The 24,882-nt window shown below is 70.3% G+C and carries 17 protein-coding genes; 7 read left to right on the forward strand and 10 right to left on the reverse strand.

Annotation, left to right across the window (positions count from 1 at the left end):
* Positions 1-26 precede the first annotated feature (26 nt).
* On the forward strand, positions 27-4,874 hold the full coding sequence (locus FL344_RS27140; RefSeq protein ID WP_228565410.1) for a DNA topoisomerase 3: 4,848 nt from the start codon (positions 27-29) through the stop codon (positions 4,872-4,874).
* 264 nt (positions 4,875-5,138) lie between these two features.
* The gene (locus FL344_RS27145) at positions 5,139-6,533 is read left to right on the forward strand and encodes an MBL fold metallo-hydrolase (RefSeq protein ID WP_194863274.1); all 1,395 of its coding nucleotides are present in this window, start codon (positions 5,139-5,141) and stop codon (positions 6,531-6,533) included.
* Here the strand turns inward: FL344_RS27145 and FL344_RS27150 are convergent.
* Positions 6,530-7,990: a phospholipase D-like domain-containing protein gene (locus tag FL344_RS27150; RefSeq protein ID WP_141620577.1), complete on the reverse strand. Its 1,461-nt coding sequence runs from the start codon at positions 7,988-7,990 to the stop codon at positions 6,530-6,532. The two genes, FL344_RS27145 and FL344_RS27150, sit on opposite strands and share 4 nt — an antisense overlap.
* A 539-nt stretch (positions 7,991-8,529) precedes the next feature.
* Between FL344_RS27150 and FL344_RS27155 the strand changes: the two genes are divergently transcribed.
* Positions 8,530-9,360: a M57 family metalloprotease gene (locus FL344_RS27155; RefSeq protein WP_194858584.1), complete on the forward strand. Its 831-nt coding sequence runs from the start codon at positions 8,530-8,532 to the stop codon at positions 9,358-9,360.
* Between the two features lie 127 nt (positions 9,361-9,487).
* Here the strand turns inward: FL344_RS27155 and FL344_RS27160 are convergent, their stop codons facing one another.
* On the reverse strand, positions 9,488-9,868 hold the full coding sequence (locus tag FL344_RS27160; RefSeq protein ID WP_194858583.1) for a DUF5335 family protein: 381 nt from the start codon (positions 9,866-9,868) through the stop codon (positions 9,488-9,490).
* A gap of 108 nt (positions 9,869-9,976) precedes the next feature.
* A complete protein-coding gene (locus FL344_RS27165) occupies positions 9,977-11,122 on the reverse strand; it encodes an AAA family ATPase (protein ID WP_194858582.1) in 1,146 nt (381 codons plus the stop codon).
* A 250-nt stretch (positions 11,123-11,372) separates the two neighbouring features.
* Here FL344_RS27165 and treZ point away from each other — a divergent pair, with 250 nt between their 5' ends.
* From treZ to FL344_RS27180, 3 genes are all read left to right on the forward strand, one after another.
* A complete protein-coding gene (gene treZ, locus FL344_RS27170) occupies positions 11,373-13,238 on the forward strand; it encodes a malto-oligosyltrehalose trehalohydrolase (protein ID WP_141620579.1) in 1,866 nt (621 codons plus the stop codon).
* Positions 13,239-13,544: 306 nt separating this feature from the next.
* Entirely contained in the window at positions 13,545-14,897 is a 1,353-nt protein-coding gene (locus FL344_RS27175; RefSeq protein WP_141593044.1) for a discoidin domain-containing protein, read from the forward strand.
* Positions 14,898-15,056: 159 nt separating this feature from the next.
* Positions 15,057-16,493, forward strand: a complete 1,437-nt coding sequence (locus FL344_RS27180) for a M20 family metallopeptidase (RefSeq protein ID WP_194858581.1) — start codon at positions 15,057-15,059, stop codon at positions 16,491-16,493.
* On the opposite strand, the gene FL344_RS27185 is transcribed toward FL344_RS27180, so the two are convergent.
* The 4 genes from FL344_RS27185 to FL344_RS27200 all read right to left on the reverse strand — a co-directional run bounded on the left by FL344_RS27185 (position 16,483) and on the right by FL344_RS27200 (position 21,386).
* The gene (locus tag FL344_RS27185) at positions 16,483-18,408 is read right to left on the reverse strand and encodes a type 2 lantipeptide synthetase LanM (protein ID WP_228565411.1); all 1,926 of its coding nucleotides are present in this window, start codon (positions 18,406-18,408) and stop codon (positions 16,483-16,485) included. The two genes, FL344_RS27180 and FL344_RS27185, sit on opposite strands and share 11 nt — an antisense overlap.
* Before the next feature lie 118 nt (positions 18,409-18,526).
* Positions 18,527-18,709: a hypothetical protein gene (locus FL344_RS27190; RefSeq protein ID WP_011550677.1), complete on the reverse strand. Its 183-nt coding sequence runs from the start codon at positions 18,707-18,709 to the stop codon at positions 18,527-18,529.
* Between the two features lie 52 nt (positions 18,710-18,761).
* Complete coding sequence (locus FL344_RS27195; RefSeq protein ID WP_141620581.1) at positions 18,762-20,069, reverse strand: cupin domain-containing protein; 1,308 nt, start codon at positions 20,067-20,069, stop codon at positions 18,762-18,764.
* Positions 20,070-20,072: 3 nt separating this feature from the next.
* Complete coding sequence (locus FL344_RS27200) at positions 20,073-21,386, reverse strand: hypothetical protein (protein WP_141620582.1); 1,314 nt, start codon at positions 21,384-21,386, stop codon at positions 20,073-20,075.
* A gap of 20 nt (positions 21,387-21,406) precedes the next feature.
* On the opposite strand from FL344_RS27200, the gene FL344_RS27205 reads away from it, so the two are divergent.
* The gene (locus FL344_RS27205) at positions 21,407-21,979 is read left to right on the forward strand and encodes a glutathione S-transferase family protein (RefSeq protein WP_141620583.1); all 573 of its coding nucleotides are present in this window, start codon (positions 21,407-21,409) and stop codon (positions 21,977-21,979) included.
* An 84-nt stretch (positions 21,980-22,063) separates the two neighbouring features.
* Here FL344_RS27205 and FL344_RS27210 read toward each other — a convergent pair whose 3' ends face one another.
* Genes FL344_RS27210 through FL344_RS27220 form a run of 3 tightly spaced genes read right to left on the reverse strand, consistent with a single transcriptional unit; the run spans position 22,064 to position 24,825 of the window.
* Complete coding sequence (locus tag FL344_RS27210; protein ID WP_141593038.1) at positions 22,064-22,594, reverse strand: hypothetical protein; 531 nt, start codon at positions 22,592-22,594, stop codon at positions 22,064-22,066.
* Positions 22,595-22,621: 27 nt separating this feature from the next.
* Positions 22,622-23,596, reverse strand: a complete 975-nt coding sequence (locus FL344_RS27215) for a HEAT repeat domain-containing protein (protein WP_141620584.1) — start codon at positions 23,594-23,596, stop codon at positions 22,622-22,624.
* A gap of 14 nt (positions 23,597-23,610) precedes the next feature.
* Entirely contained in the window at positions 23,611-24,825 is a 1,215-nt protein-coding gene (locus FL344_RS27220) for a hypothetical protein (RefSeq protein ID WP_228565412.1), read from the reverse strand.
* Positions 24,826-24,882 lie beyond the last annotated feature (57 nt).

The raw sequence follows: 24,882 nt of genomic DNA on the forward strand, positions 1-24,882 counted from the left end.
GTGGTGGGCGGGAGGGGACAGGGCACATGAGGTGGGAAGAGATGGGCGAGACGCCCCGGGAGGACAGGCGCGGAGGCAGGGACGGCGGTACGAAGGCGTCCTCCGGTCGCCCCTCCCTGCTGGCCGTGCTGGCGGAGAAGCCCTCGGTGGCGCGCGACATCGCGCGGGTGCTGGGGGCGAACGAACGCGGTGAGGGCTGGCTGCGCGGCAATGGCTACGTGGTGACGTGGGCCATCGGGCACCTGGTGGGTCTGGCGCAGCCCCATGAGATTCGCGCGGACTGGAAGAAGTGGAGCCGCGCGCTGCTGCCCATGCTCCCGGCGGACTGGCCGCTGGTCGTCTCCAAGGAGACGCGCAGTCAGTTCGAGGTGGTGAAGCAGGTGCTCAACGCGCCGGAGGTGTCCTCGGTGGTGTGCGCCACAGACGCGGGGCGCGAGGGCGAGCTCATCTTCCGGTACATCTACGACGCGGCGAAGTGCCGCAAGCCGGTCCAGCGGCTGTGGGTGTCGTCGCTGACGGAGCGGGCCATCCAGGACGGCTTCCGCCGGCTCGCGGACGGCCGTGAATACGAAGCGCTGGCCGCCGCAGCCATGGGGCGCAGCCGGGCGGACTGGCTGGTGGGGATGAACCTGTCGCGCCTGTACACGCTGGCGCACGGGGGCCATGGAGAGATGCTGAGCGTGGGCCGGGTGCAGACGCCCACGCTGGCCATGGTGGTGGAGCGCGAGCTGGCCATCCGCGACTTCGTGCCGCGTGACTACTTGGAGCTCGTGGCCACCTTCGCGCCCAGGGCGAAGGGGGTTCCGCCGGACGCGTTGTACAAGGGCACGTGGTTCCGCTCGGGCCCGGATGGCAAGCCCGTGGCGCCCCCGGGCTTCGAAGGCGTGCGCGAGGCGCGGCGGCTGGATGCGAACGGCGTGGAGGCGCAGGCCATCATCGACCGGGTGCGCGCCGGGCGGGCCATCATCGAATCGCTGGAGTCAGAGGAGAAGAGGATGGCGCCTCCGCTCCTCTACGACTTGACGGAGTTGCAGCGGCACGCCAACCGGCTCCACGGCTTCAGCGCGCAGCGCACGCTGGAGGTGGCGCAGGCGCTCTACGAGAAGCACAAGCTGTTGAGCTATCCGCGCACCGCCAGCCGGCACCTGTCGCGCACCGTGGCGGACACGCTGCCGGAGGTGGTGAACGCCATTCGCGGGCCCTACGAGGAGGACCTGGCCGTCGGTACGGGGGCTCGGGCGCTGGGCAAGCGCTATGTGGATGACGCGAAGGTGACGGACCACCACGCCATCATCCCCACGCCCACGTCGCCGGGCGGGGTGCGGCTGTCTCCGGACGAGCAGCGCGTCTATGACCTGGTGTGCCGGCGTCTGCTCCAGGCGTGGCACGAGGACCACGTCTGGCGGGTCACCACGGTCATCACCGCGGTGACGTCGGAAGGAGCGCCGCCCGTGGTGGACCGCTTCCAGAGCACGGGCACCCAGGTGGAGCAGGTGGGCTGGAAGGTGCTGGACATTGGCGGCGGACAGAAGGCGCCGCGGCTGAAGTCGGAGGGGCGCAAGGGCGAGGACGCGGAGCGGGAGCCGGAGGACGAGCCCCAGACGCTGCCGTCGGGGTTGGCGCGCGCGCAGCCGCAGTCCGTGGAGGACGTGGAGGCGGTGAAGAAGCGCACGCGTCCGCCTCCGCGCTTCACGGATGCGACGCTGCTGACGGCCATGGAGTCGGCGGGGCGGGCGCTGGATGAGAAGGAGCTCGCGGACGCGATGCGCGAGACGGGCCTGGGGACTCCCGCCACCCGCGCGGCCATCATCGAGGTGCTGCTGGACCGCGAGTACCTGCGCCGCCGGGGCAAGGTGATGGAGGCCACGGAGAAGGGCATCCATCTCATCCAGGTGGTGCACCCGGATGTGAAGACGCCGGCCATGACGGGCCAGTGGGAAGCGTGGCTCCAGCGCATCGAGCGTGGTGAAGGCCAGCTCGATGAGTTCATCCGAGGCATTGAGGCGTATGTCATCGAGGTGGTGGGCCATGGCGCCACCGCACCGCAACGTCCTCCGCGCAACGAGGTGTTGGGGGTTCCACCTGGAGCAGGTTGGGGGCAGGGCGGTGCGGCGCAGGTGGCGAGCGAGGCCGCAGCGCACGGCGCTGGCGCGGGAGCGCGTGGCCCTGGCGGGCAGGGGGCGTTCGCGGAGTCGTCTGCCGAGGGCTTCGGGGATGCTTCGGCGGGAGTGTCGGGGCGTGGCCGGCAGGGGGCGTTCACGGAGGCTTCTGCCGAGCGCTTCGCGGATGCCGCGTCGGGAGTGTCGGGGCGTGGCCGGCAGGGGGCGTTCGCGGAGGCTTCTGCCGAGCGCTTCGCGGATGCCGCGCCGGGTGTGTCGGGACAGGGACGCCCGGGCGCGTTCTCGGAGGCTTCGGAGCCGCTCTTCGGGACGCGGCGGAGCAGGACCTCGGGCTCCGTGGGGCGCTCGGAGCCTCATGGCGAGCCGCTGTCCTCCACCATGTCACCGGGCGGAGGAGCGGCCTCACGACTTCCGCGGGCGGACGGCGCGGGTTGGAACGCCGGGGCCTGGGAGAACACGGGCGCCGCTCGCGCTCCAGCGAACCGTGCGAGGACCTCGGCGTCTGCCGCGTCCACCGGGCAGCGGCCGGAGCGCGTGCGGCGCGCACCGACGGCGCCCGAGGCGCTGCGTCCGCTGCTGAAGGAGGCGTTCGGCTTCTCGGACTTCCGGCCGTATCAGGAGGCCGTGTGCCGCGCGGCCACGGCGGGAGAGGACCTGCTGCTCGTGATGCCCACGGGCGCGGGCAAGTCGCTCTGCTACCAGTTGCCGGGTCTGGCGCGCGCGGGCACCACGTTGGTGGTGAGTCCGCTCATCGCGCTGATGGAGGACCAGGTGGCGCGGCTCCAGTCGCTCGGCTTCGCGGCGGACCGCATCCACTCCGGAAGAGACCGGGCCATGTCGCGGCAGGTGTGCGCGGACTACCTGGAGGACCGGCTCGACTTCCTGTTCATCGCGCCCGAGCGGCTCGGCGTCCCGGGCTTCGTGGAGTTCCTGGCGCGCCGCACGCCCGCGCTCATCGCGGTGGACGAGGCCCACTGCATCTCCCAGTGGGGACACGACTTCCGCCCGGACTACCGGCTCCTGGGCGCGCGTTTGCCCCTGCTGCGCCCCGCGCCCGTGGTGGCGCTCACCGCCACGGCCACGCCGGACGTGCAGCGGGACATCGTCCAGCAGCTCGGCCTGCAAGGCCCCGGGGGCAAGGCGCGCACCTTCATTCACGGCTTCCGCCGCACCAACATCGCCATCGAGGTGCGGGAGCTGAACCCCGGCGCGCGCGGCGACGCCATCCAGGGACTGCTCGAGGACGAGGAGAACCGGCCCGCGATTGTCTACGCGGCCACGCGCAAGCACGCCGAGCAGCTCGCGGACCAGCTCGCGGGCGAGTTCCCCGCGGCCGCCTATCACGCGGGGCTCCAGCCTTCGGAGCGAGACCGGGTGCAGGCCGAGTTCCTCCGAGGCTCGCTGGAGGTCATCGTGGCCACCACGGCGTTCGGCATGGGCATCGACAAGGCGGACGTGCGCACCGTCATCCACGCGGCGCTCCCCGCCAGCCTGGAGGGCTACTACCAGGAGCTGGGCCGAGCGGGCCGCGATGGAAAGCCGTCGCGCGCGGTGCTGCTGCATTCGTACATCGACCGGCGCACGCACGAGTTCTTCCACAGGCGCGACTACCCGGAAGCGTACGTGCTGGAGCGGCTGTTCAAGTCCACGGCGCCGCAGCTCGAGCCCAAGGCCGTGCTCCAGGGTCGCGTGCGAGGAGACCCCGAGGTCTTCGACAAGGCACTGGAGCAGCTCTGGATTCACGGCGGCGTCGTCATGACGCCTGACGAGACGGTGATGCGCGGGAAGCCGGGCTGGTCCGCGTCGTACTCGGCCCAGCGCGATCGCAAGCTGCTGCACCTGGAGCAGATGGGGCGCTACGCGGAGGCCCATGGCTGCCGCATGAAGCAGCTCGTGGGGCACTTCGGTGACACCCAGGATTCGGGTGAACCCTGTGGCCTGTGTGACGTCTGTGCGCCGGAGGCCTGCGCCACGCTGCGCTTCGCCGAGCCGACCTCCGCGGAGCGGCACTGGCTGGAGCGCATCCTGGAGTCGCTCCAGGAGTGGGACGGACAGGCCACCGGACGGCTCCACCGCGAGTTGTTCGGAGAATCCCTGCCACGGCGCGACTTCGAGCGACTGGTGGGGGGACTGGTCCGCGCCGGGCTGACGCGCTTGGAGGTGGACTCGTTCGACAAGGACGGGCAGGTCATCTCGTTCCAGCGCCTCGCCCTGACGGACGAGGGCCGGCGCACGCGTGCGGTGGACCCCCAGCGGGTTGTTTTGCCGTTGCCCCTGGAGAAGGCCGCGAAGCGCAAGCGGGGCAAGGGCGCGGAGAAGGGCACCGCGAAGCGGGCCACGGCCAAGAAGCGTACGGTCCGCGCGAAGGCCGGGGCCGCGACGCGGCGCACGGCATCCGAATCCGATGAGGAAGACCCGCCGACGCACTGGCGCGCGAACGCTCCCTCGAAGAGCACCGCTGGGGCTCCGCGTGCGTCCCGGAGCACGGGGGCTCTGAGTGCCTCCGCGCCGGGCCGCCGCGCCGTTGCAGAGCCTTCTCCGAAGATGGTGGAGGCCTTGAAGGCCTGGCGGCTCGCGGAGGCGCGCAAGCGGCGCGTGCCCGCCTTCCGCATCCTCACGGACCGGGTGCTGGAGGCCATCGCGTCGGCCTGTCCGGAGAATGGCTCGGAGTTGATGGCCATCCACGGGGTGGGGCCCTCCCTCACGGAGCGCTACGGCGCGCAGATTCTTTCCCTCGTGGCGCGCAGGAGCTGAGCCCGGGCGCCTCGCGGAAGGAGGCGGCCTTCCCACGAAGGGAAGGGCGTTTCCCTCCGCGCGCCACGGAGATTCCAGCGCAAGTCCGGGGGCGGGGCGCAAGGGGCCGCGTCTCCACGCCCGCAGGAACGGGCAGCGTGCGGCCAGGCAACGAATCATCTTCACCGTGCTGCCGGGCAGTGCAGGCGGCGTCCGCGCATCGTCACGTTGGACCGGCCAAACCAGCGGACTTGTGCGCGGACGCAGGGCGAAGGGGGGCACGCGATGGAACTGGGCTTCGAGACGATTGGAAACGCCACGCTCATCTGCCACGACCACGGTCCGGTGCTGGTGACCGACCCGTGGACGGACGGCAGCGCATACTTCGGGAGTTGGACGCTGTCGCATGAGATTCCCGCGGCGCAGCGCGAGGCCATCCAGGCTTGTCCCTACGTGTGGCTGTCTCATGGCCACCCGGACCACCTGAGCATGGAATCGCTGGGCGCGCTGCGCTCGCGCACGCTGCTGGTGCCCAACCATTTCGGCCACCGCATGCGCGATGACCTGCGCGGGCAGGGCTTCAAGGTGCACGTGCTGGCGGACCGGGTGTGGACGCAGTTGTCACCGCGCATCCGCGTCATGTGCCTGCCGGACGTGAACCAGGACGCCGTCCTGCTGGTGGACATGGACGGGCGGCTGCTGGTCAACCTCAACGACGCGGGGGACCGCGGGGCCAGCCACTTCGTGCGCAAGGTGGTCAGCGGGTATCAGGAGTCGTATCTGCTGGCCCTGTCCGGGTATGGCGACGCGGACATGATCAACTTCTTCACCGAGGACGGGCAGCGCATCGCGCCCCATGCCGCGGCGAAGACGCCCGTGGGACGGACCATCGCCCGGCAGGCGGAGTTCTATGGGGTGCGCTACTTCATCCCCTTCAGCTCCATGCACAAGTACCAGCGGGCCGACAGCGTCTGGGCCTCCGAGTACACCACCCGGCTGGAGGACTACGGCCGGGGCTTCGAGTCGCGCACCTGCTCGCTGCTGCCCGCGTTCATCCGCCACGACTTCATCCGCGGTCAGACGGAGCGCATCCAGCCCCGGGAGCGCGTCCTGCGCCCGGTGGACCCCAAGACCTTCGGTGACGACTGGAGCGATTCACTGGACACGGACGATGTGACGGCGCTCACCACCTACTTCCTCGGCGTGGAGCACCTGGGGCGCACGCTCGACTTCCTGCGCTTCCGCGTGGGCGGCCGGGAGCACGTCATCGAATTCCAGAAGCGCCGCTTCCGCCGGGGCATCACCTTCGAGGTGCCTCGCGGCTCGCTGATGTCGGCCGTGCGCTACCAGGTCTTCGACGACCTGCTCATCGGCAACTTCATGAAGACGACGCTGCACGGCGACTTCGGCGCGGGGCGGCTCTACCCGGACTTCAGTCCCTATGTGGCCAAGTACGCGGACAACGGGCAGGCGCGCACGCGCAACGAGCTGCGGACCTATTTCGCGGACTACCGCAAGCGCGACCCGCTGGGCTTCCTGCGTGCCCAGGTGGAGACGCATTGCGTGCGGCCCCTGCAGACGCAGTCCGCGGAGCTGCTGCGCATGCTGCTGCCCCAGGACTCGCGGGGCTACCGTGCCGCCAAGGAGACCTTCTGGCGGGTCCGGCGCGCCCTGCTCTAGAGGTACGGCGACAGCAGCCGCGCCAGCCCATCCCGCAAGCGGATGGGCAGGGCGCGCGCGTCCACCTGCTCCAACGTGAGGGGCCGCGCGTTGCGCAGCCGCGCGGCCACCACGCCCTCCAGCTGCGTGGCCAGCGCGGTGTCGTAGCACTCCACGTTGAACTCGAAGTTGAGCCGCAGCGAGCGCGGGTCCCAGTTGGCCGAGCCGATGAGCGACCACACGCCGTCCACCACCATCAGCTTCGTGTGGTCGAAGGGCGGGGCGGTGAGGAAGATGCGGCAGCCCGGCCGAAGCACCTGCCACAGCTGCGCCCAGGCGGCCCACTGCACCAGCGGAAGATTGCCCTTCTCGGGAAGGAGGATGTCCACCTGGACGCCGCGCAGCGCCGCCACGCTCAGCGCGGTGATGAGCGCCGTGTCCGGGAGGAAGTAGGGCGTGACGATGCGCACCGACGTCCGCGCCGTGGCCAGGGCCCCCAGCAGCACCGTGCGCAGCGTCTCGAAGTCCTCGTCCGGGCCGTCCGCGATGCCCCGCGCGAGCACGGTGCCCACTTCGGTGAGCGGCGGGAACCAGGCCTCGCCTGTCAGCCGCTCGCGCGTGGTGAAGGCCCAGTCCTCCGCGAAGGTCTCCTGGAGCTGCCCCACCAGCGGTCCTTCGACGCGGAAGTGCAGGTCCACGGCGGCATGTTCGCCGGGCCAGAAGGCCTTGCGGATGTTCATGCCACCCGTGAAGCCCACGCGCCCGTCCACCACCATCAGCTTGCGGTGGTTGCGCAGGTTGGCGAAGGGCAGCCGGTAGGGCATCAGCGACGGCAGGAAGCGCGCGGCGCGGACGCCGGCTCGCCGCAGCCGGCCCAGGATGGGCGGCCACGTGTAGCGCGAGCCCACCGCGTCCACCAGCACCCGCACCTCCACGCCCCGCTTCACCGCCGCGCTCAGCGCCTCCACGAAGCGCCGGCCCGCCACGTCATTGTCGAAGATGTAGCTGCACAGCGACAGCGTCGTGCGCGCCGCGTCAATCGCCTCCAGCATGGCGGGGTAGGCGTCCCGGCGGGATTCCAGCACGGTGAAGCGGTTGCCCGGCAGCAGCGGCCGTCCCACCACCGCGTCCCCCAGCCGCACCAGGGGTGCCAGGGGTGCGGCCTCTGGGTGGGGGCCGCTCACCGTCTCCGCCTTCATGGGCGCCACCTGGAACAGCGGCGGAAAGCGGCCGTGCTCTTGTTTCAGCATCAACGAGCGCGCCCGGCGCCGGATGCGGTTGATGCCCAGCAGGACGTACAGCACCCCACCCAGCACCGGCACCAGCCACGCCAGCCCCACCCAGCCCACCGCAGCCCGCACGTCCCGCTTGTGCAGCACCGCATGGGCGCTGGCCACCACGCTGATGAGCACGGTCAGCGCCGCCACCACATGGGGCCAGGCCACCTCCAACCACGCGGGGATGTCGAACAGGTGCATAGCGAACGGCGGGGTCCTCCTGTTCCGCCTATCACGCCCGCATGGAGCGCGCAGTCCTCAGCGCCCCCGGGCGTCGGGAATCAACCCCCACGCCCGCCATCCCCCGTGTGCTGGCGCAGGCTGGATGAATCCAGCCCTGCTGCGGTGAGAGGGTTGACGCAGGCTGTCTGGGAATGCATCTTGCCAATGTCTGGCGTTTTGCAACGGGTGGTTTTCCCCCCGGGCGCAGCGGACCTGACCCACGGGGCAGGTGACCGACAACCAGACAGCACTGTCTGGTTTGGATGCAGCTCCCTCGGAAGACGCGATTCCTCCGTGCCGACGCCACGTTGCCGGGCGCGCCGTCAGGAGCGTTTACGTCCTTTGACTCCAAACATGGAATGTCTTTAGTCCATGTAATGTCGTGAAAGCTTGATTTGTCCTCTGGGCGTCGGATTGGCGCGGCGGTTGCTCAAGGGCGGAGCGTTCCAGGCCGCGGCTGGCGGAATCGCCGGGCGGCGGGTGCGTCCCCCGAAGTAGGCGTCAGAGGAAACCCCAAGATGCTCAAGTTCCGCTCCGTTGCGCTGGTTGCTGGTGTGGCCCTTCTCGGTTCCGCGTGCGGTGGCCCGGAGGCCTCCGAGTCCGAGCCGACGAAGATGACGTGGGAGGAGTTCCGGGCCTCGGTGTACGAGGATCCCGAGGGCAAGCTGATTTTCGACGGCGACATGGCGCTGGACAGCGAGGAGGAGCTGCGCGCCTTCTTCGACAACCACGTCGCGGCGGAGACGGGCACCAGCCGGGGTGGCCTGGCCGTCTACAACACCAGCCCCACCAAGGCCCTCAGCGGGGATGTGAAGTGGAGCGCCACCCAGGCGCGCAACCTCACGTACTGCGTCAGCAGCACCTTCTCCGGCAACAAGTCGCGCGTGGTGACGGCGATGAACAGCGCCACGGCGGCCTGGGAGGCCACCGCGAACGTCAACTTCACCCACGTGACGGCGCAGGACGGGGCCTGCACCGCTTCGAACAACAACGTGCTCTTCGACGTGCGTCCGGTGAACTCGGGCGGCCAGTACCTGGCGCGCGCCTTCTTCCCGAACTCGGGGCGCTCGGGCCGCAACGTGCTGGTGGACAACACCGCCTTCGGCCCCATCTCGCCCTGGACGCTGGAGGGCATCATGCGCCACGAGCTGGGCCACGTGCTGGGCTTCCGCCACGAGCACACCCGCTCCACGGGCAGCGGCTGCTTCGAGGACAACGCGTGGCGCGCCCTGACGTCGACGTATGACCGCGCGTCCGTCATGCACTACCCGCAGTGCGCTGGCACCCAGACGGGCGACCTGGTGCTCACCACCCTGGACAAGCAGGGCGCTCGCGCGCTGTACCCGTAATCCCACGATGCAGGACCGCCGCCCTGGCCGCGCCGTGAGGCCCGGTCAGGAAGGCGCGCTGGCTGGAGGGCACCCCGTGCTCGGGCGGGTGCCTTCCGGCCTCATCGTGCTCGCCTGGGGCCCGTCGTCAGGACGGCGCGCCGATGCTCGGCTCTTCGCCCGCGCGTTGCGACTCGAAGAAGATGAGCGTCTTCACGTGGTCCGCGTCCTCGATGTCCAGGCACTCCAGCTCGCCGCTCTCGCTCTCGTCCGCGTAGATGTGGTCGGGCTTGAGGATGCGGTGGGTGACTTCTCCGCCCGGCCGGCCCACGATGATTTCCACGGAGCCCTGGTCGCTTCCCTTCGACTCGAGGGCAATCTCCACCAGCGGCAGCCTGCCGGCGAGCGGCTGGTCGCCGAAGTCGACGCTCTCCGTCTCGATGCGCACCCAGTGGTCGCGCTCCAGGTTGCTCAGCAAGGCGAGGTAGTCCCCCCAGCCTTCCCTGGGTATCTCCCGAGTGTGATGCATGTGTCTGCCCTCCGGATTCCGTTGCTCAGCAAAACCGTAAGGCTTGTGCGTGCGGGGTGTGGAACGGGCCTGCTTCCCTGGCACGTCACCTGGCCGGAAGGCGCGCGGCTACACCCGCCGCGCCTGGACCTCGCCGCCCTCCAGTGTCAGCCGGAGCGTGCCGTCGTTGTCCCGCTGGCCAAAGTGCTCGTAGGCGGCCCGCTCCAGCAAGGGGGCGAGCGTGGTGCGCAGCCCTCGCGCGCCCGTCTCCCGCTTGAGCGCGCGGGCCACGACGAACTCCCGCACCTCGGTGTCCACCTGCAGGCGCAGCCCTTCCTGCTCGAACTCGCGCTCGTAGGCACGCAGCACGTTGTGCTGGAGGATGTCGCCCAGGGTGCCCGCGTCCAGGGGCGAGAAGGAGACCAGCCGGTTGAAGCGGCCAATGAGCTCCGGGATGAAGCCGTAGCGCGCGAAGGCAGTGGTCTGTTCCAACTGCTCCTCCGTCACCCGCGTGGCGATGCTCTCCGCCCGCGCCGGGAGCGGTTCGCGGCCGAAGCCCAGGTGTTCGCTCCGGGCCAGCCCCTCCGCGGTGGCGCCCAGGCCACTGAAGGCGCCGCACGCGATGAAGGTGACGCAGGCCAGCTCCATGGTGTCGGGCCGCTGGCGGCTGGTGAAGCCGAAGTCGGGCGGGAAGTCCGCGCTGGGGGCGGACAGCATGTGCAGCAGGCTGCGCTGCACGCCGAAGCCGCTGACGTCCTTCGTGGTCTGCTGGCCGGCGAAGCGGCTGTCGGAGCGGCTGGTGGCGAGCTTGTCGAACTCGTCCATGCACACCACGCCGCAGCCGGCCCAGGCCGCGTTCCGGTCCGCGGCTTCGTACAGGCGCGACAGCAGCGTGCTCACGTCGTCGCCCACGTAGCCCGTTTCGGAGAACTGCGTGGCGTCCGCCAGCACGGTGGGCACGGCGAGGATTTCGCGGAACAGCAGCTCCACGAGGAACGTCTTCCCCGAGCCGGTGGGCCCCAGGAAGAGGCAGTTCTCCCGCATGCCCGGTTCGGGGGCGAGCCCCTCCAGGAACAGGTGACGGATGCGGCGCAGGTGCCGGTACGCCAGCACGGATGCCGCGCGGCGCGCCTCCGTCTGCCCCCGGTAGCCCAGGTCCGACAACCGCTCGTCGATTTCGCGGGGAGAGAGGACCTCGATGGCGGCGACGCGTGCGCGCACGTCCTCGTCAGGCGATTCGGGCAGCGGCTCCAGGCCAGGGTGGGTGATGCTCATTCCAGGGGACTCCAATCAGGGGCGGGTGGCCGCCGGCGGGCGCATCATCCTGGCGGGGAGCGGGGCCGACAAGACGGCCCGTGCGCCTGCTCACGGTCATCTTCCAGCCGGGGTGTCGTCGTCACGAACACCGTCGGCCGGTTCCCATTCCTTCCGGGCACCATGCCTACCCGTGAACATCCGCCGCGCGGCGGGCGCGGCCGGCCTCAAGGAGTGCTCCTCAAGGGCAGGGGTGACGCATTACAGGGACATGCCCATGGGTCCAGCGGATGAGTCTCGGGCAGCGCGGTCGAAGGCCCCTCTCTTGGGGGCGTGGGTGGAGGCGGACGGGCGGGTGCGGTGGCGTGTCTGGGCGCCCGGCCACCAGCGCGTGGAGGTGGTGCTGCACGACGCGCAAGGCAATCCCGGCCGCGTCTTGCCGATGACGCCGGAGCCTGGCGACTGCTTCGGCGCGGTGCTGGAAGGGCAGGGCGCGGGGCTTCGCTACAAGCTGCGCGTGGACGGAGAAGGCCCCTTCCCGGACCCGTGGTCGCGTTCGCAGCCCCAGGGCGTGCATGGGCCGTCCGAAGTGGTGGTGCCCGACTTCGCCTGGACGGACGCGGGCTGGAAGGGCGTGGCGACGCAGGCGCTGGTCATCTACGAGGTGCACGTGGGCACGGCCACGCCCGAAGGCACCTTCGAGTCGCTCATTCCGCGGCTGGCCGGCCTCAAGGCGCTGGGCATCACCGCGCTGGAGCTGATGCCGGTGGCGTCCTTCCCGGGACGCCGCAACTGGGGCTACGACGGCGTGAGCCTGTTCGCGCCCCAGCAGGCCTACGGCGGTCCGGAGGGGCTGCGCCGGTTGGTGGACGCCGCGCACGCGCACGGGCTCGCGGTGCTGATGGATGCCGTCTACAACCACTTCGGACCGGATGGGAATTACCTGCGGGTGTATTCGCCGCACTACTTCACCGGCCGCCACCACACGCCGTGGGGTGACGCGGTGAACTACGACGGCGAAGCCAGCGCCCACGCGCGGACCCAGGTGCTGGCCAACGTGGAGATGTGGATTGCCGACTACCACCTGGACGGCCTGCGCCTGGACGCCGCGCACGCCATCATCGACGACGGCACGCCGCACCTGCTCACCGAAATCGCCGAGCGGGCGCGGGCCTGCGCGCCGGGCCGGCAGGTGCATGTCATCGCCGAGGACGAGCGCAACGAGCGGCGCCTGATGTGCCCCGCGTCGGAGGGCGGCCTGGGGCTGGACGGAGTGTGGGCGGATGACTTCCACCACCAGCTGCGCCGCGCCTTCGCGGGGGACAGCGAGGGCTACTACCAGGACTACACGGGCAACACGGAGGACCTGGCGCGCACGCTGAACCAGGGCTGGTTCTACGAAGGGCAGGTGTCGAAGAACCTGGGCCATGCGCGAGGCACGAAGGCGGATGGGCTGGAGCCCTGGCGCTTCGTCCACTGCATCCAGAACCATGACCAGGTGGGCAACCGTGCCTTCGGCGAGCGGCTGGGGCACGACGTGAGCCCCGCGGCCTTCCGCGCCATGAGTGGATTGCTGCTGCTGTCCCCCTACACGCCCATGCTCTTCATGGGGCAGGAGTGGAACGCCAGCACGCCCTTCCTCTACTTCACCGAGCACAACGCGGAGCTGGGCAAGCTCGTCACGGAGGGCCGGCGAAAGGAGTTCGCCGGCTTCGCGCGCTTCGCGGGCGCGGAGGTGCCGGACCCGCAAGCGGAGGACACCTTCACCCGCTCCCGACTGGACTGGGCAGAGGCGGAGAAGCCAGGGCACGCGGGCGTGCGAGCGCTCTACCGGGAGCTGCTCCGTCTGCGCGCGTCGGAGCCCGCCCTGCGCGAGACGGGGCGAGGCTCCTATGCGGCCCGGGCCCTGGGGCCGGACGCCCTGGTGCTCGAACGGCGTGGGGGCGGCCAGCGCCTGCACGTGTTGCTCAGCCTGCGCGGCGCGCTGGATTATCCGGTGCCCGCCGGCTCGGAGCTGGTGCTGTGGACTGAAGACGCTTGCTTCGGCGGCTCCGAAAAATTGCAGCCATTGAAGCAAGACGCCGTGCGGTTGAAGGGTTCGGCTCTGGCTGTGATAAGACTTCCCGCCAAAGACTGATAAACGCGCCGTGTTTCATTGCATGTATCGCCGCAGAGCGAGCGGGCGTGGCTGAAAACATGCTCAAGAAATGTCGTGGGAATTCCATATCGACTCAAAGGGTATTGGGGCCCGCAGTCCGACGTTGAGTCGGTAACACCTCCGGCCGCTCCTGAAGAGAGCCTCCGCGCGTAGGCGCGGGTGCCTCCTTCCGGGCGGACGGGGAGATGGAAGTCCACGCGCCGCGGGGGGAACGCGGCGCTCCGGAAAGGCCCTTGGCCGCTCCGATGTGTCGCGGAAGCTCGCGGCCTCACTTGAGGTAGTCACTTGAATCGACAGCACTCGACTTCGTCCCTGGGGGGATGGAAGCGCTTCCGTACGTCTGTCACCGCGTTCTCGCTGGCTGTCGGCGCGTTCGCGACGCCCGCGCTGGCCGCTGGAGGCTTCGTCTCCGCCACCGCCAGCTCCTATGACGCTCCCACCCCTCCCTCGATGGCGGTGGACGGCAACAAGGCCACGCGCTGGTCGGCCTCGGGCGCGGGCCAGTGGATTCGCGGCGACATGGGGGCGGTGAAGCCGCTGAACGGCCTGGACATCGCCTGGTTCCGTGGCAACGAGCGCATCAACCTCTTCGACATCTCCACGTCGACGGACGGGACCACGTTCACCCGCGTCTTCGTGGGCATCTCCTCCGGGAAGACGGCTGAGTTCGAGCGCGTCACCTTCCCCACGGTGAACGCCCGCTACGTGCGCGTCACCTTCTACGGCAGCACCCAGACGACCTGGGGCAGCATCACGGACATGGCGGCCCTCTCCGGCGCCACCATCCCGGACCCGGACCCGGAGAATCCGGACCCGGAGAATCCGGACCCGGAGAATCCGGACCCCGGCCCCACGCCCACGCAGGACAAGTTCGGCGTGACGATGATCTACCCGACCAGGTCGGGCGGCGAGCAGTGGTTCCTGGCGGACAACGCGACGTCCGACAATCGCTTTGACCCGCAGAACACCATCACCCGCAACTCGGACGGCTCCTGGAAGATGAAGAACAGCAAGGTGCGCATGTCCGTGTTCACCTCCACGGGCTACAGCGCGTCCAAGATTCCGACCTACGACCGTGACGTGCTGGCCAGCCGAGGCTACATGCAGGCGGCGAACGACTGGCGGAACGTGGAGATGACGGGCTTCATCAAGGTCAACTCCACGTCCGACAACTCGGACAACTTCGCCTGGTACGCGCGTGGCGGAAAGCACAACGACAACCACTCGGGCTGCGAGGGCAGCGCCTACAAGGGCTCGCTGCACTATGACGGCCGCGTGCGCTGGCAGAAGGAGACGTGGCACGTCTCCTACGAGCAGGCGTCGTACAAGACGGGCACGTCCGCGCTCCGCGGCCGCTGGGTGGGCTTCAAGTCGGTGATGCGCAACACCAAGGTCAACGGCAAGGACGCCGTGCGCCTGGAGATGTACCTCAACGAGAACGCCGACAAGAAGACCTGGAAGAAGGTCTACGACATGGTGGACTCGGGTAGCTGGGGTGGCGACGCCAGCCACTGTGGCGGCGGGGTGAACGCCATGCCGATTACCTGGGGCGGCCCCATCGCGGTGTTCCGCTGGGACAGCGCCACCGACGTGGACTTCAAGTGGCTGTCCGTGCGCGAAATCCCCGCGGAGCAGTAAACGGCTGACGACAGTTGGCGCCCCGCCCCGGTACTCCCAGGAGTGCCGGGGTGGGGCGTTTTCAGCGCATCCGATGGGGGCCATCAACGCCATCCGGCCTCCTGGTGGATTCCCCCTGTCGACAGGGGCCCCTCTCCCGTGTTCTGGATTCGGCCCGATATGGCCATGAACGTCCAGACCGCCACCGACTCGTCCGACCGCATCTGGGAGCAGGAAATCCTCCCCGCGCTCGAGCGCTACATCCGTATCCCCAACAAGTCGCCCGCCTTCGACCCGGACTGGGTCCGCTCCGGCCACATGGAGGCCGCCGTTCAGCTCGTCGCGGACTGGTGCCTCGCGCAGGCCCAGCACCTGCCCGGCCTGGTGCTGGAGGTGGTGCGCCTCAAGGACGAGAAGGGCCGCGAGCGCACGCCGGTCATCTACATGGAGGTGCCCGGGACGAAGGGCGACGACACCATCCTCTTGTACGGCCACCTGGACAAGCAGCCGGAGATGACGGGCTGGCGCGAGGGCCTGACGCCGTGGACGCCGGTGCGCGAGGGCGACAAGCTCTACGGGCGCGGCGGCGCGGATGACGGCTACTCCGCCTTCGCGTCGCTCACCGCCATCCGCCTGCTGCGCGAGCAGGGCCTGCCGCACGCGCGCTGCGTGGTGCTCATCGAGGCGTGCGAGGAGAGCGGCAGCTACGACTTGCCGGCCTACATCGAGGCGCTGGCGCCGCGCATCGGCAAGCCGTCGCTGGTGGTGTGTCTGGATTCCGGCTGCGCCAACTACGAGCAGTTGTGGATGACCACGTCGCTGCGCGGCATGGTGGCCGGCAACCTGCGGGTGGACGTGCTCACGGAGGGCGTGCACTCCGGGGACGCGAGCGGAATCGTCCCGTCGTCCTTCCGCGTGCTCCGGCAGGTGCTGTCTCGCGTGGAGGAGGAGGGCACGGGCAAGGTGCTGGTGGAGGCCCTGCACACGCAGATTCCGGAGGCGCGGCGCGACCAGGCCCGCGCGGCGGCCAAGGTGCTGGGGGAGGAGGTCTTCACCAAGTTCCCCTGGGTGCCCGGCATCCGCCCCATGTCGGACGACGGCGCGGAGCTGGTGCTCAACCGGACGTGGCGTCCGGCGCTGTCCGTGACGGGCGTGGACGGCATGCCGGCGCTCAACAGCGCGGGCAACGTGCTGCGGCCCTTCACCACGGTGAAGCTGTCCATGCGCATCCCGCCGCGCGTGGACCCCAAGGCGGCCATGGAGGCGCTGACGCAGGCGCTGGTGAAGGACCCGCCTTACGGGGCGACGGTGACGTTCGAAGGTGAGAAGTCCAGCACCGGCTGGGACGCGCCGCCGCTGGCCTCCTGGCTGTCGAACGCGGTGGAGTCCGCGTCCGACACCTACTTCGGCCGGCCGGCCATGGCCATGGGCGAGGGCGGCACCATCCCCTTCATGGGCATGCTGGGCGAGCGCTTCCCGGAGGCGCAGTTCCTCATCACCGGCCTGCTGGGCCCGGGCAGCAACGCCCACGGCCCCAACGAGTTCCTCCACATCCCCACGGGCAAGAAGCTCACCTGCTGCGTGGCCAGCGTCATCGCCGACCACTTCAAGCGGTAGGCGGCTTCCGCCGGGCCCGCCTCCCAGGCTGGGGGGCGGGCGCTTCGTCCAGCGCCTCGTCGGTGAGGCGCACGGTGCGGCGGTTCCAGGAGAACGTCAGGCGCTTGCCCGTCTCCGGCCAGTCGAAGGACACCGCGCCCGTGCGGCGGTCCTTCGCCAATGACAGACGCACGCCCCATTGGGGCGCCTCCTGGACGCGGTGGCGCAGGTCCTGGGCGACGGCGTCCACCGCGTCCCGCAGGGCCACGCCCAGGTTCATCAGGCCGAGCTGTTCGCCGTTCAGGATGTGCGGGGCAGGGGGCGGCGTGGGCCCCAGGAACTGTTGCTCGCCCACGGGCCGGAAGGCCGCGGACGTGGGCGGCGCATCCATCATCAGCAGGGGACCGCCGTCCGCCTTGCGGAAGAAGTACGGCACGTCGTAGCGGCCCAGTTGCTCGCGCTCCTCGGGGCTGAAGCGCACGCGGCCCCGGTTGCTGGCGCCGGGCACCTGCCCTGGGGACGCCAGCACCATGTGCTCCAGCGGCGCGTCATACGCGTCCGAGGGTTTGACGAGCACGCGGACATGGTGCCGCCGCGCCGCGCGCGCGAGGAAGGCCGTCACGCGTTCGTGCTCCATGAGCAGCTTGGTCCACACGTCGAACATGCCGCGCAGGAAGGGCAGCAGGTGGGCCGCGTAGCCCACGTGGCCGTCTGTGTCCGCCACCACGGAGCGGGCCTCCTCCCGGGCCCACGCGCGCCTTCGCGGCCGAAGCTGGAGCGCGCCGTTCCGGGTGGGGAAGAAGCACAGCAGCGGACCGCCGGTGGTGCACCACCAGGCGCGCCACTCGAAGCCGACGTGGTGGTTGCCGCGCCGGTTCCCCGCCGAAATCAGCCCTGTCTCCGGGAGCCGGCGCACGGGACAGAAGAACAGCTCCAGGTCCACCAGGTAGGGCAGGGGCTCGCGTTGCCCGCGCCGGACGCCCACCACCAGGTTGCTGCCCTGCAGGTCCGCCGCGCCCACGGCGAAGCACGTGCCGGTGAGGGCGCCCGCGTGGTGCCAGAAGCGCGCGGCCTGGGGCGGCGGCAACTGGCAGCCGTGGAGCTTCAGCTGGGGCGAATCGCGGAGGACGCCCCACTGGCGGGGACGTTCAATCCAGTCCTGCCAGCTGTACGTGAAGGCGTCCCTGCCTCGTCCGCGCAGGACGCGCAGGGTGGGGAGCCGCACCGCTCCGGAGGCCGCCGGGAGCTGGTTGACCCAGGCGAAGAAGGCGCGTGGGCCACGCCGCTCCGGCTCCGCCAGGAAGAGCGCCTCTCCGCTCGCGGGCCGGGGCTTGTACGCCAGCGCGCCACCCCGGCGGAACTGGACGCGCAGGACGTGCTGCCGCCCGTTGTGCGTCTCCTCGGGGTTGGCCCAGAGTCGGGTGACGGGGCCCTCGAAGCCCGCGCGGCGGAAGACGCCGGCCTTCAGGTCGCGTGCGAGCCGCTTCGCGAAGAGGCCGAAGAAGGCCAGGAACCCGTCCCTCAGGCAGAGCAGCCCTGGGTGGGGCCCCTGTGTCGCCGGGGTGGCGGCGCACAAGGTGAAGGCATCCGTCAGCACGGGGCCGAACAGCGCCGCGTTGGCGAGCCGCACGACGCGCGCGCCGAACAGGCCCGGGTGCCGCCGGGCAATGGCGTCGCACCCGTCGCCCAGGGCTTCATAGAAACCCACCAGCGGCTGGAAGGCGGGCTGTGAGAGCAGGGCGCCCAGCCGCGCGGCGTCACTGGCGCCTTGGAAGGCGCGGGCCGCTTGCAGCACACGCTCGGGGCCGGGCCGGACAATGGGCGGGAAGCAGTCGCTGGCCTCGGGGCCCTTGCGGACGGCCTCCAGGAGGCGGCGGGTCTGCGGAGGAAAGCGGGGTGGGGCGGCTGGAGGTGTTGGTGCAAGGGATGGCAGCACATGCGCCCTTCGCGTCATCAGTCGGCCCTGGCCCGGTGGGGCGAAAATAGAAACGCGCGGCCCGGCGAGGCCGGGACGCGCGTGTGACGTGTTCAATCAGGCGCCAGCGGCGCGTGTCCTAGACGCAGTACATGAAGCGCGAGCAGGTATTGAACACGTTGGCGGAACCCGCGGGCTTCGTCGTCTTGTTCAGCTCCCGAAGCGCCTGGGTCAGCTTCTTGGTCTGCTTGGACGCCTTCGTCTTCGTCTTCGCCTTCACCATGGGAATCCTCCACACGTTGGGGTCAGACAGCTCAAGCATGGTAAAGTGTGTAATTCGCTTGAGTCAAGTTGAGATGTCTTTGCTTGCGACGTCATCGGCCCGCCAGTTGGATGGCTCGAAATGTCAGTAGAATTTCCAGCATCCGACGCATGCCCGCCCGCGTCGCGGGCAGCGGTTTCAAGGCGCGGAGCGGCAGGTCGCCTCGCGAGGGGAAAGGGTGCAAGAGTTCACCCACGCTCACCGCGCGCGCCGTGTTCAATGTCGCGACAAGTTTATTCACCGGCTGCCGAAGGCTTGAGACATGCAATGCGTTGCCGTTGGCTGAGCAACACCAACCCGTGCCTGTTTTCTCCAGCAGGATGGGGAAACTTTTATTCCCGTGAAGAATGTCTGTGTCCTCGAGGGGCCGCCGCCTCGCGGGAGGAGGTGGGGGCTCGAAGCCGCCCGCGGAGCGCCGGTTGAGCCACAGGGTGCGGATGTGGGCCTGCGTTCGTGCATCGCGGCTGTTTTCACGCAAGGTGTTCGCGGCCTGCCGCAGGGCCGCGGGCAGCTCACGCGGCAGCACGCCGTCACCGTCGAGCAGACCCGGTACCAGCGCACGGCCACGCGCCGTGTCGCGAGCGCGGGGTGCGTTGCCGCGGCCTGGGCCCACGAGGTCCTCCACGTCATAGCGGGCCTGGTGTCCGGTGACGGGGATGCCCACGTTGACGCTGGTGGCGACGTCCCGGCTCGCGCTCTCTCCGACGTGGTAGTAGCTGGCGGGCCAGTAGAGGATGTCGCCGGGCCCCACCTCCGCGGTGAAGGACTTCACCAGGTAGGGCGCGTAGTCCACCAGGGTGGTGACGGGCATGCTCCAGGGACGCCTGGCCCAGAAGCGCATCCGCTTGCGGCCCCGGATGGCGAAGAGGAACGTGGTGAAGCGGTCCAGGTGGACGCCCACCGGACTGTGCTCGTAGTTCCCATGGAACAGCGTGGTGATGCCGCCCGACAGGGGCAGCCCCACGCGCCGCCAGAGGTCGGAGAAGAAGGCCCGCTCGCGGGACCAGAGTCCGAAGCCGTGGGAATGCAGCAGGGAGATGATGAGCGCGTAGCGGCGTGTTCCCAGCGCGTCCGCGAGCCGCGAGTCGTAGCCGTCCAGCGAGCCGTCGGTGTCGCGGGGAAGCCAGGGCCCGAGTTGGACGGGCTGCCCCTGGTCGATGGTGAACTGGACGTCCGTGCGCGCCTCGAGCGCCGTGGGCGGGGCCATGGCGCCGCGCGAGGCCCCGAGCGCCGCGTCGAACACGTCCGTGTCCATGAACGGATTGACGCCCGTCGCCTGGTAGAGCACCGGCCGCTGGTTCCAGTAGCGCGTGACGAAGGTGTCCCAGTCGAACCGGCGCTGGATGTCGATGCGGGCCATCCGTCATGCCTCCTTCGACGGCACGCGCTCGATACCGCGCAGCGCATGAAGGGTTTCCAGCAAGGCCCGCACCTGCTCGCGTTGGGACGCGCCTCGCCCCAGGCCGCACAGGGCGCCCACCCGCACGGGGACGCCCGGTGCCAGCGCGTCCAGTACGTGCGCCGCGAAGGGGCCTGGGCCGGCGAAGGCGTGGCCGTTGACGGCCCACAGCCACTGCCCTGGGCTGTCCAGCATCCGCACCACGCGGCCCGGCGGCGTCTTCCGCACGTAGGCGTCTTCTTCCAGGGGCTCGTGGGCACGCGGCGGAGGCACCGGCTCCAGCGCGGAGGCGCTGACGCGCTGGGCCCACGCGATGCGCAGCAGTTGCCGCAGGTCCGGGCCGTGCGTCACGGCCCGCAGCGCGCTCGCGGCGTGCGCCAGTCGTGGCACGGGCGTGCGTCCACGCGTCCCGGGAAAGGGCAGGTACGGGACGGCGTCATCCGCCTCGCCCCGGGCCTCCAGGAGCTTCACCGCCAGGGCCCTCACGGCCTCCAGGGGCTCGCTGCCGCGCACCGGAATCCACAGCCGCAGCACCAGGGCGCCCTCGTCGCTCGCCTCCTCCTGCCAGACGTGGGACGGCGCATACAGCACGTCCCCCGCCCGGGCCTCCACCGTCCGGGCCTTGTGGGCGTCCTTCGTCCACTGGCGCACGCGCAGCCGCCCGTGGAGCACCGCGGTGAAGCGGGCATGGTGTTCCCGGCGCGCGGCGCCCTGCGGCGGCTCGGTGAAGCGTCCCAGCCACAGGTCGCTGATGATGGGCAGCACGGGCACGCCGACTCGCGCCAGCACGCCGTCGACGAAGGCGCGCACCCGCTCCCACTGCGCGTAGTCCAGCATGAGCGGCTGTTCCACGAAGCACTGGAAGCCGCGCGCCGCGCCGAGCTCGCGGCCGACGCGCTGGAGATACGCGGCGGCGTCCGCGTCCTGCTCCCCGGGCAGGAGCGTGCCGGGCGCGCGCATGCGCGCGGTGTCCGCGAAGAAGCGCACGTCGGGCAGGGCGCGGAAGCGGGTGCCGAAGCGGAAGGGCGCGCTGATTGAGACGAGCCCCTGGAAGGCCTGCTCGGGCGGAATGAGCGGGGTGCCCAGCCGCAGCCGCGTGGGGGACTGCTCCCAGTGCGTGCTCGCGAAGCGGGCCCAGTCTTCGGGTGCGTGTCTCATCGGCGGGGATTCCACCATCGAAGTCTGACGGGGGGGCGAGCGCCCAGCGGTGGATTTCTTCACGCGCATGATGCCGTGCCCCGTGCCGTCGTTCTGGTAGGAGACAGCGCGGTCCTCCATCCGAAAGTTCAGGTTCGACGATGAAACTCTATTTCAACCCCAGAAGCCGCGCGGTCATTGCCAGGTGGATGCTGGATGAGTGCGGCGCGCAGTATGAAATCGTCCCCATCGACCTCGAGAAGAAGGAGCACAAGTCGCCTGAGTTCTTGAAAATCAACCCCGCTGGGAAATTGCCGGCCTTGGTGGACGGAGACACGCGGCTGTTCGAATGCGCGGCCATCTGTCTCTACCTGGCGGAGAAATTCCCGGACGCGCAGCTCTCGCCGAAGCCGGGTGACAAGGACTGGGGGCGCTACCTGTCGTTGATGGTGTACTCCTCGTCGCAGCTGGAGCCCTCCATGGGTGACCACCTGATGAAGCTGCCGACGGGGCCCGCGCGGGGCTGGACGGACTTCGAGACGGTGCTGAACGTCGTCGAGGGCGAATTGGGACAGGGCCCCTACCTGTTCGGTGAGCGCTTCACCGCGGCGGACGTGATGGTGGGTTCGATGTTCATCTGGATGCGCATCTTCGGCAGCCAGACGGGCCGTCCCGCGCTGGAGGCCTACATCGAACGGCTGCTGGCCCGCCCGAAGAGCATGAAGCTGGGCTGAGCGGCGCCTCGCGCGAGGTCGAAGGCCCGGACCTTCCGATGGGAACGTGTCCGGGCCTCCTGGTGGCCCAGGTGGGCCCGTGCGTCAGTCCAGAACGCCGATGGTCTTCGCGCGCGTGACGGAGCTGCCCACGCTGACGTAGCCCTTGTACCAGGACGTGTTCTTCGTCCCCAGCTTGTCCTGCTGGAGGTGCGCGTGGGGGCCGGTGGAGTTGCCGGTGCCGCCGATGTTGCCCACCTGGCAGCGGTCACACGTGCGGCTGCGGGAGTCCGCCGTCTTGATGAAGTGCCACTGACGGAACGTCCAGCCGCTCGCCCAGACGTGGCGCGCCTCGTTCTGGTTGCCGCTGCCGCTGCCGTTGCAGACGACGCCGGTGGTGCGGATGGTCACCGCCCAGTAGACGGAGCCCACCACGCCCGTCTCCGCGCCCCAGTAGTTGCAACGGCCGCCCGCGCCGATGTCCACCGCGCCGTGGAACTTGCCGCTGCTGTAGTTGGTCAGGGCCGTCACCGAGCCGGTGTGGGTGCCCTTGACGGTGTGCGCCGTCACGGACGCGGGGATGAGCGCCAGCGCGGCCAGCGCGGCCAGGGAGTTCTTCCAGGTGCTGCTACGCATGAGGTGTTCCTTTCAATGGACTGCCTGTCACGGAGCCTGCTGCAACCGCTGCTTCTCCCTCAGGAGCAGGCTCCACTCCTGAAGGCCCATGCCGAGAACCTGAATCCACGCGTCGGCCTCCTGCGCCAGGCGCGGGTCCATGGCGCGCAGGCGTTGGAGGTCGGGAATCGCGCCCTCGAAGCCGAGCTGCGCGACGCTCTGGAGCAGCGCCTTGCGCACGCCCTCGTCCGTCTCCTCGCGGTACATGGCGAGCAGGGACTCGCGGGCGCCCTGCATCTGCCCCGCCGGGACGCCGCCCAGCGCGTTGACGGCGGCCTTGCGCACGCTCGCGTCATCGCTGCGCAGCAGGGACGTGATGCGGTCCGCGGACTCGGCGCTGATTTTCTCAGTGGAGAGGTTGTCCAGGATGCGCGCCGTCACCGCCGGGTCCGTGGAGGCCACCGCGGCCGTCACCGCCGTGTCCGCCGCCGGGCCGTACTGGCCGGCGTACACGTGTGCGTTGTCCTCGATGAGGTTGGTCGCCGCCTCCTGCCGCACCTGGGGCGACTCGTCCCGCACCATGCGCTCGTACAAATCACCGGTGCGCTCCAGCGCGCTGGTGCGCCGCATGGCCCGCAGCGTGGCGGCGCGCACGGACGGGTCCGCGTCGTGCAACGCGCGCTGCGCCACCACGTCCATGGCCTGGGTGTCCGCTTCACGCTCCGCGCGGGCCACCAGCGCCGCCGCCAGGTGTTCGGCCATGACGGGGTCTGTCTCCCGCGCGAAGGCGTCGCGCAGCTCCGCGTCCGGCAGCGTGACGGCGGCCTCGCGCAGCAGGGTGCGCAGGTAGCGCTGGTAGGACGGTGAGCCGGAGCCCAGTCCGCGGCGGATGTCATCCATCAACCCGCGCACGGAGCAGGTGCTGGCCCGGAGCGCGGGCTGAGCGTCGGTGGAGGCCGCGTGCGCGTGGGTGGACAGCAGGGGGAGGAGGGGCAGCGTGAGCAGAAGGCAGAGTCGTTTCATGGAAGCTCCCGTGCTCAGTCGTGACCGACGAGACAGCCGAAGGGGTCCTGGTCGGGCAGGCTGTTCCAGAGCCGGACGAAGTCGTGGAGCCCGCTCGCGTAGAGCTGTTCGAAAACCTGGTAGATGGGCTGGAAGCGCGGGTCGGCCATCGCCATGTTGGCCATCACGGGCAGGGCCTCGCGGCCGGATGCGCGGGCGGCGAAGCGGAAGAGGGCCCACCGCACGCACGTCTCCTGCTCCCGGGCGAAGGCCTGGGCGAACAGCTCCAGCACCTGCTGGTTGTCTCCGGAGATGGAGAGGTTGTGCGCGGCGGCCTCGCGTCCGTCCGGGCTGCCCTCCTGCGTGAGCACCTTCGCGTACTGCGCGCGGGTGCGCTCATCCAGCACGGGCGTGGCGTGCATGGGCGTGGACAGCGCCAGGTAGCGAATCTGCTCGTCGGGGGACTCGGTGCCGATGGTGAGCAGCGCGTCCATGTAGGGCGCGGCGTTGCCCTTCGCCTCGAAGTCGCGCTTCATGACGCGGGCGATGGTGCGCGTGGCGGCCCAGCCCGCCTCGCCGGAGACGGGGTCCTTCGCGAAGGACGTCAGGGTGTCCAGCGCCGCCGGCTCGAAGCGCTTCTGTGTGTCCAGCGCGGACAGGAGGCCCGCGCGCCGTCCGCCGTCGAGCGTGGCGTCCATGCCCTGCGCCAGCAGCCGGGTGGCCACCTGGGCGTGGTGCACCGCCTCCGAGCCACGCAGCGCCGTCAGGAGGACGTCGAACTCGTCGGGCCCCGCGGTGCGCGCCCAGGACAGCACCTCGCTCGCTCGGCCCGGGTCCTGGCCAATCAGCTCCGTCAGGCGCCCCGCCAGGTAGTCCGCGACCAGCGAATCCCCCGACGCGAGCAGCGGCGCGGCCCACGCGCGGAAGTTCTCCAGCGTCACCGCCGCGTCGAAGCGCTCCAGCTCGCGCCAGCACACGGCCTCGTCGAAGCGAGGGGGCGGCGGCTCTTCGTCGTGCGTCCCACCCGCGCCCGCGCGCCCGCCGTGGCCTCGCCCGCCGGAGGCGGCCTCGCGGGACGCCGCGGCGGTGCCGCCGGCTTCGGCATCGGACGACGCGCCATCTCCGCCACGCGACGACAGCAGCGCCACGCCTCCCGCGAGCAAGGCCGCGCCCGCGAGCCACGCCAGCGCCTTGGGCACGCGGCGGCCCGGAGCGGGGGCGGCGGAATGGTGGAGGGATTCTGGAGTCATGGCGCCTGGGCCTGTGAGGGGGTCCAATCCCCCTGAGGGCCCAGCGCGCCTGCCGTC

This window comes from Myxococcus sp. AB036A, from assembly GCF_006547355.1.
GTDB lineage: Bacteria > Myxococcota > Myxococcia > Myxococcales > Myxococcaceae > Myxococcus > Myxococcus virescens.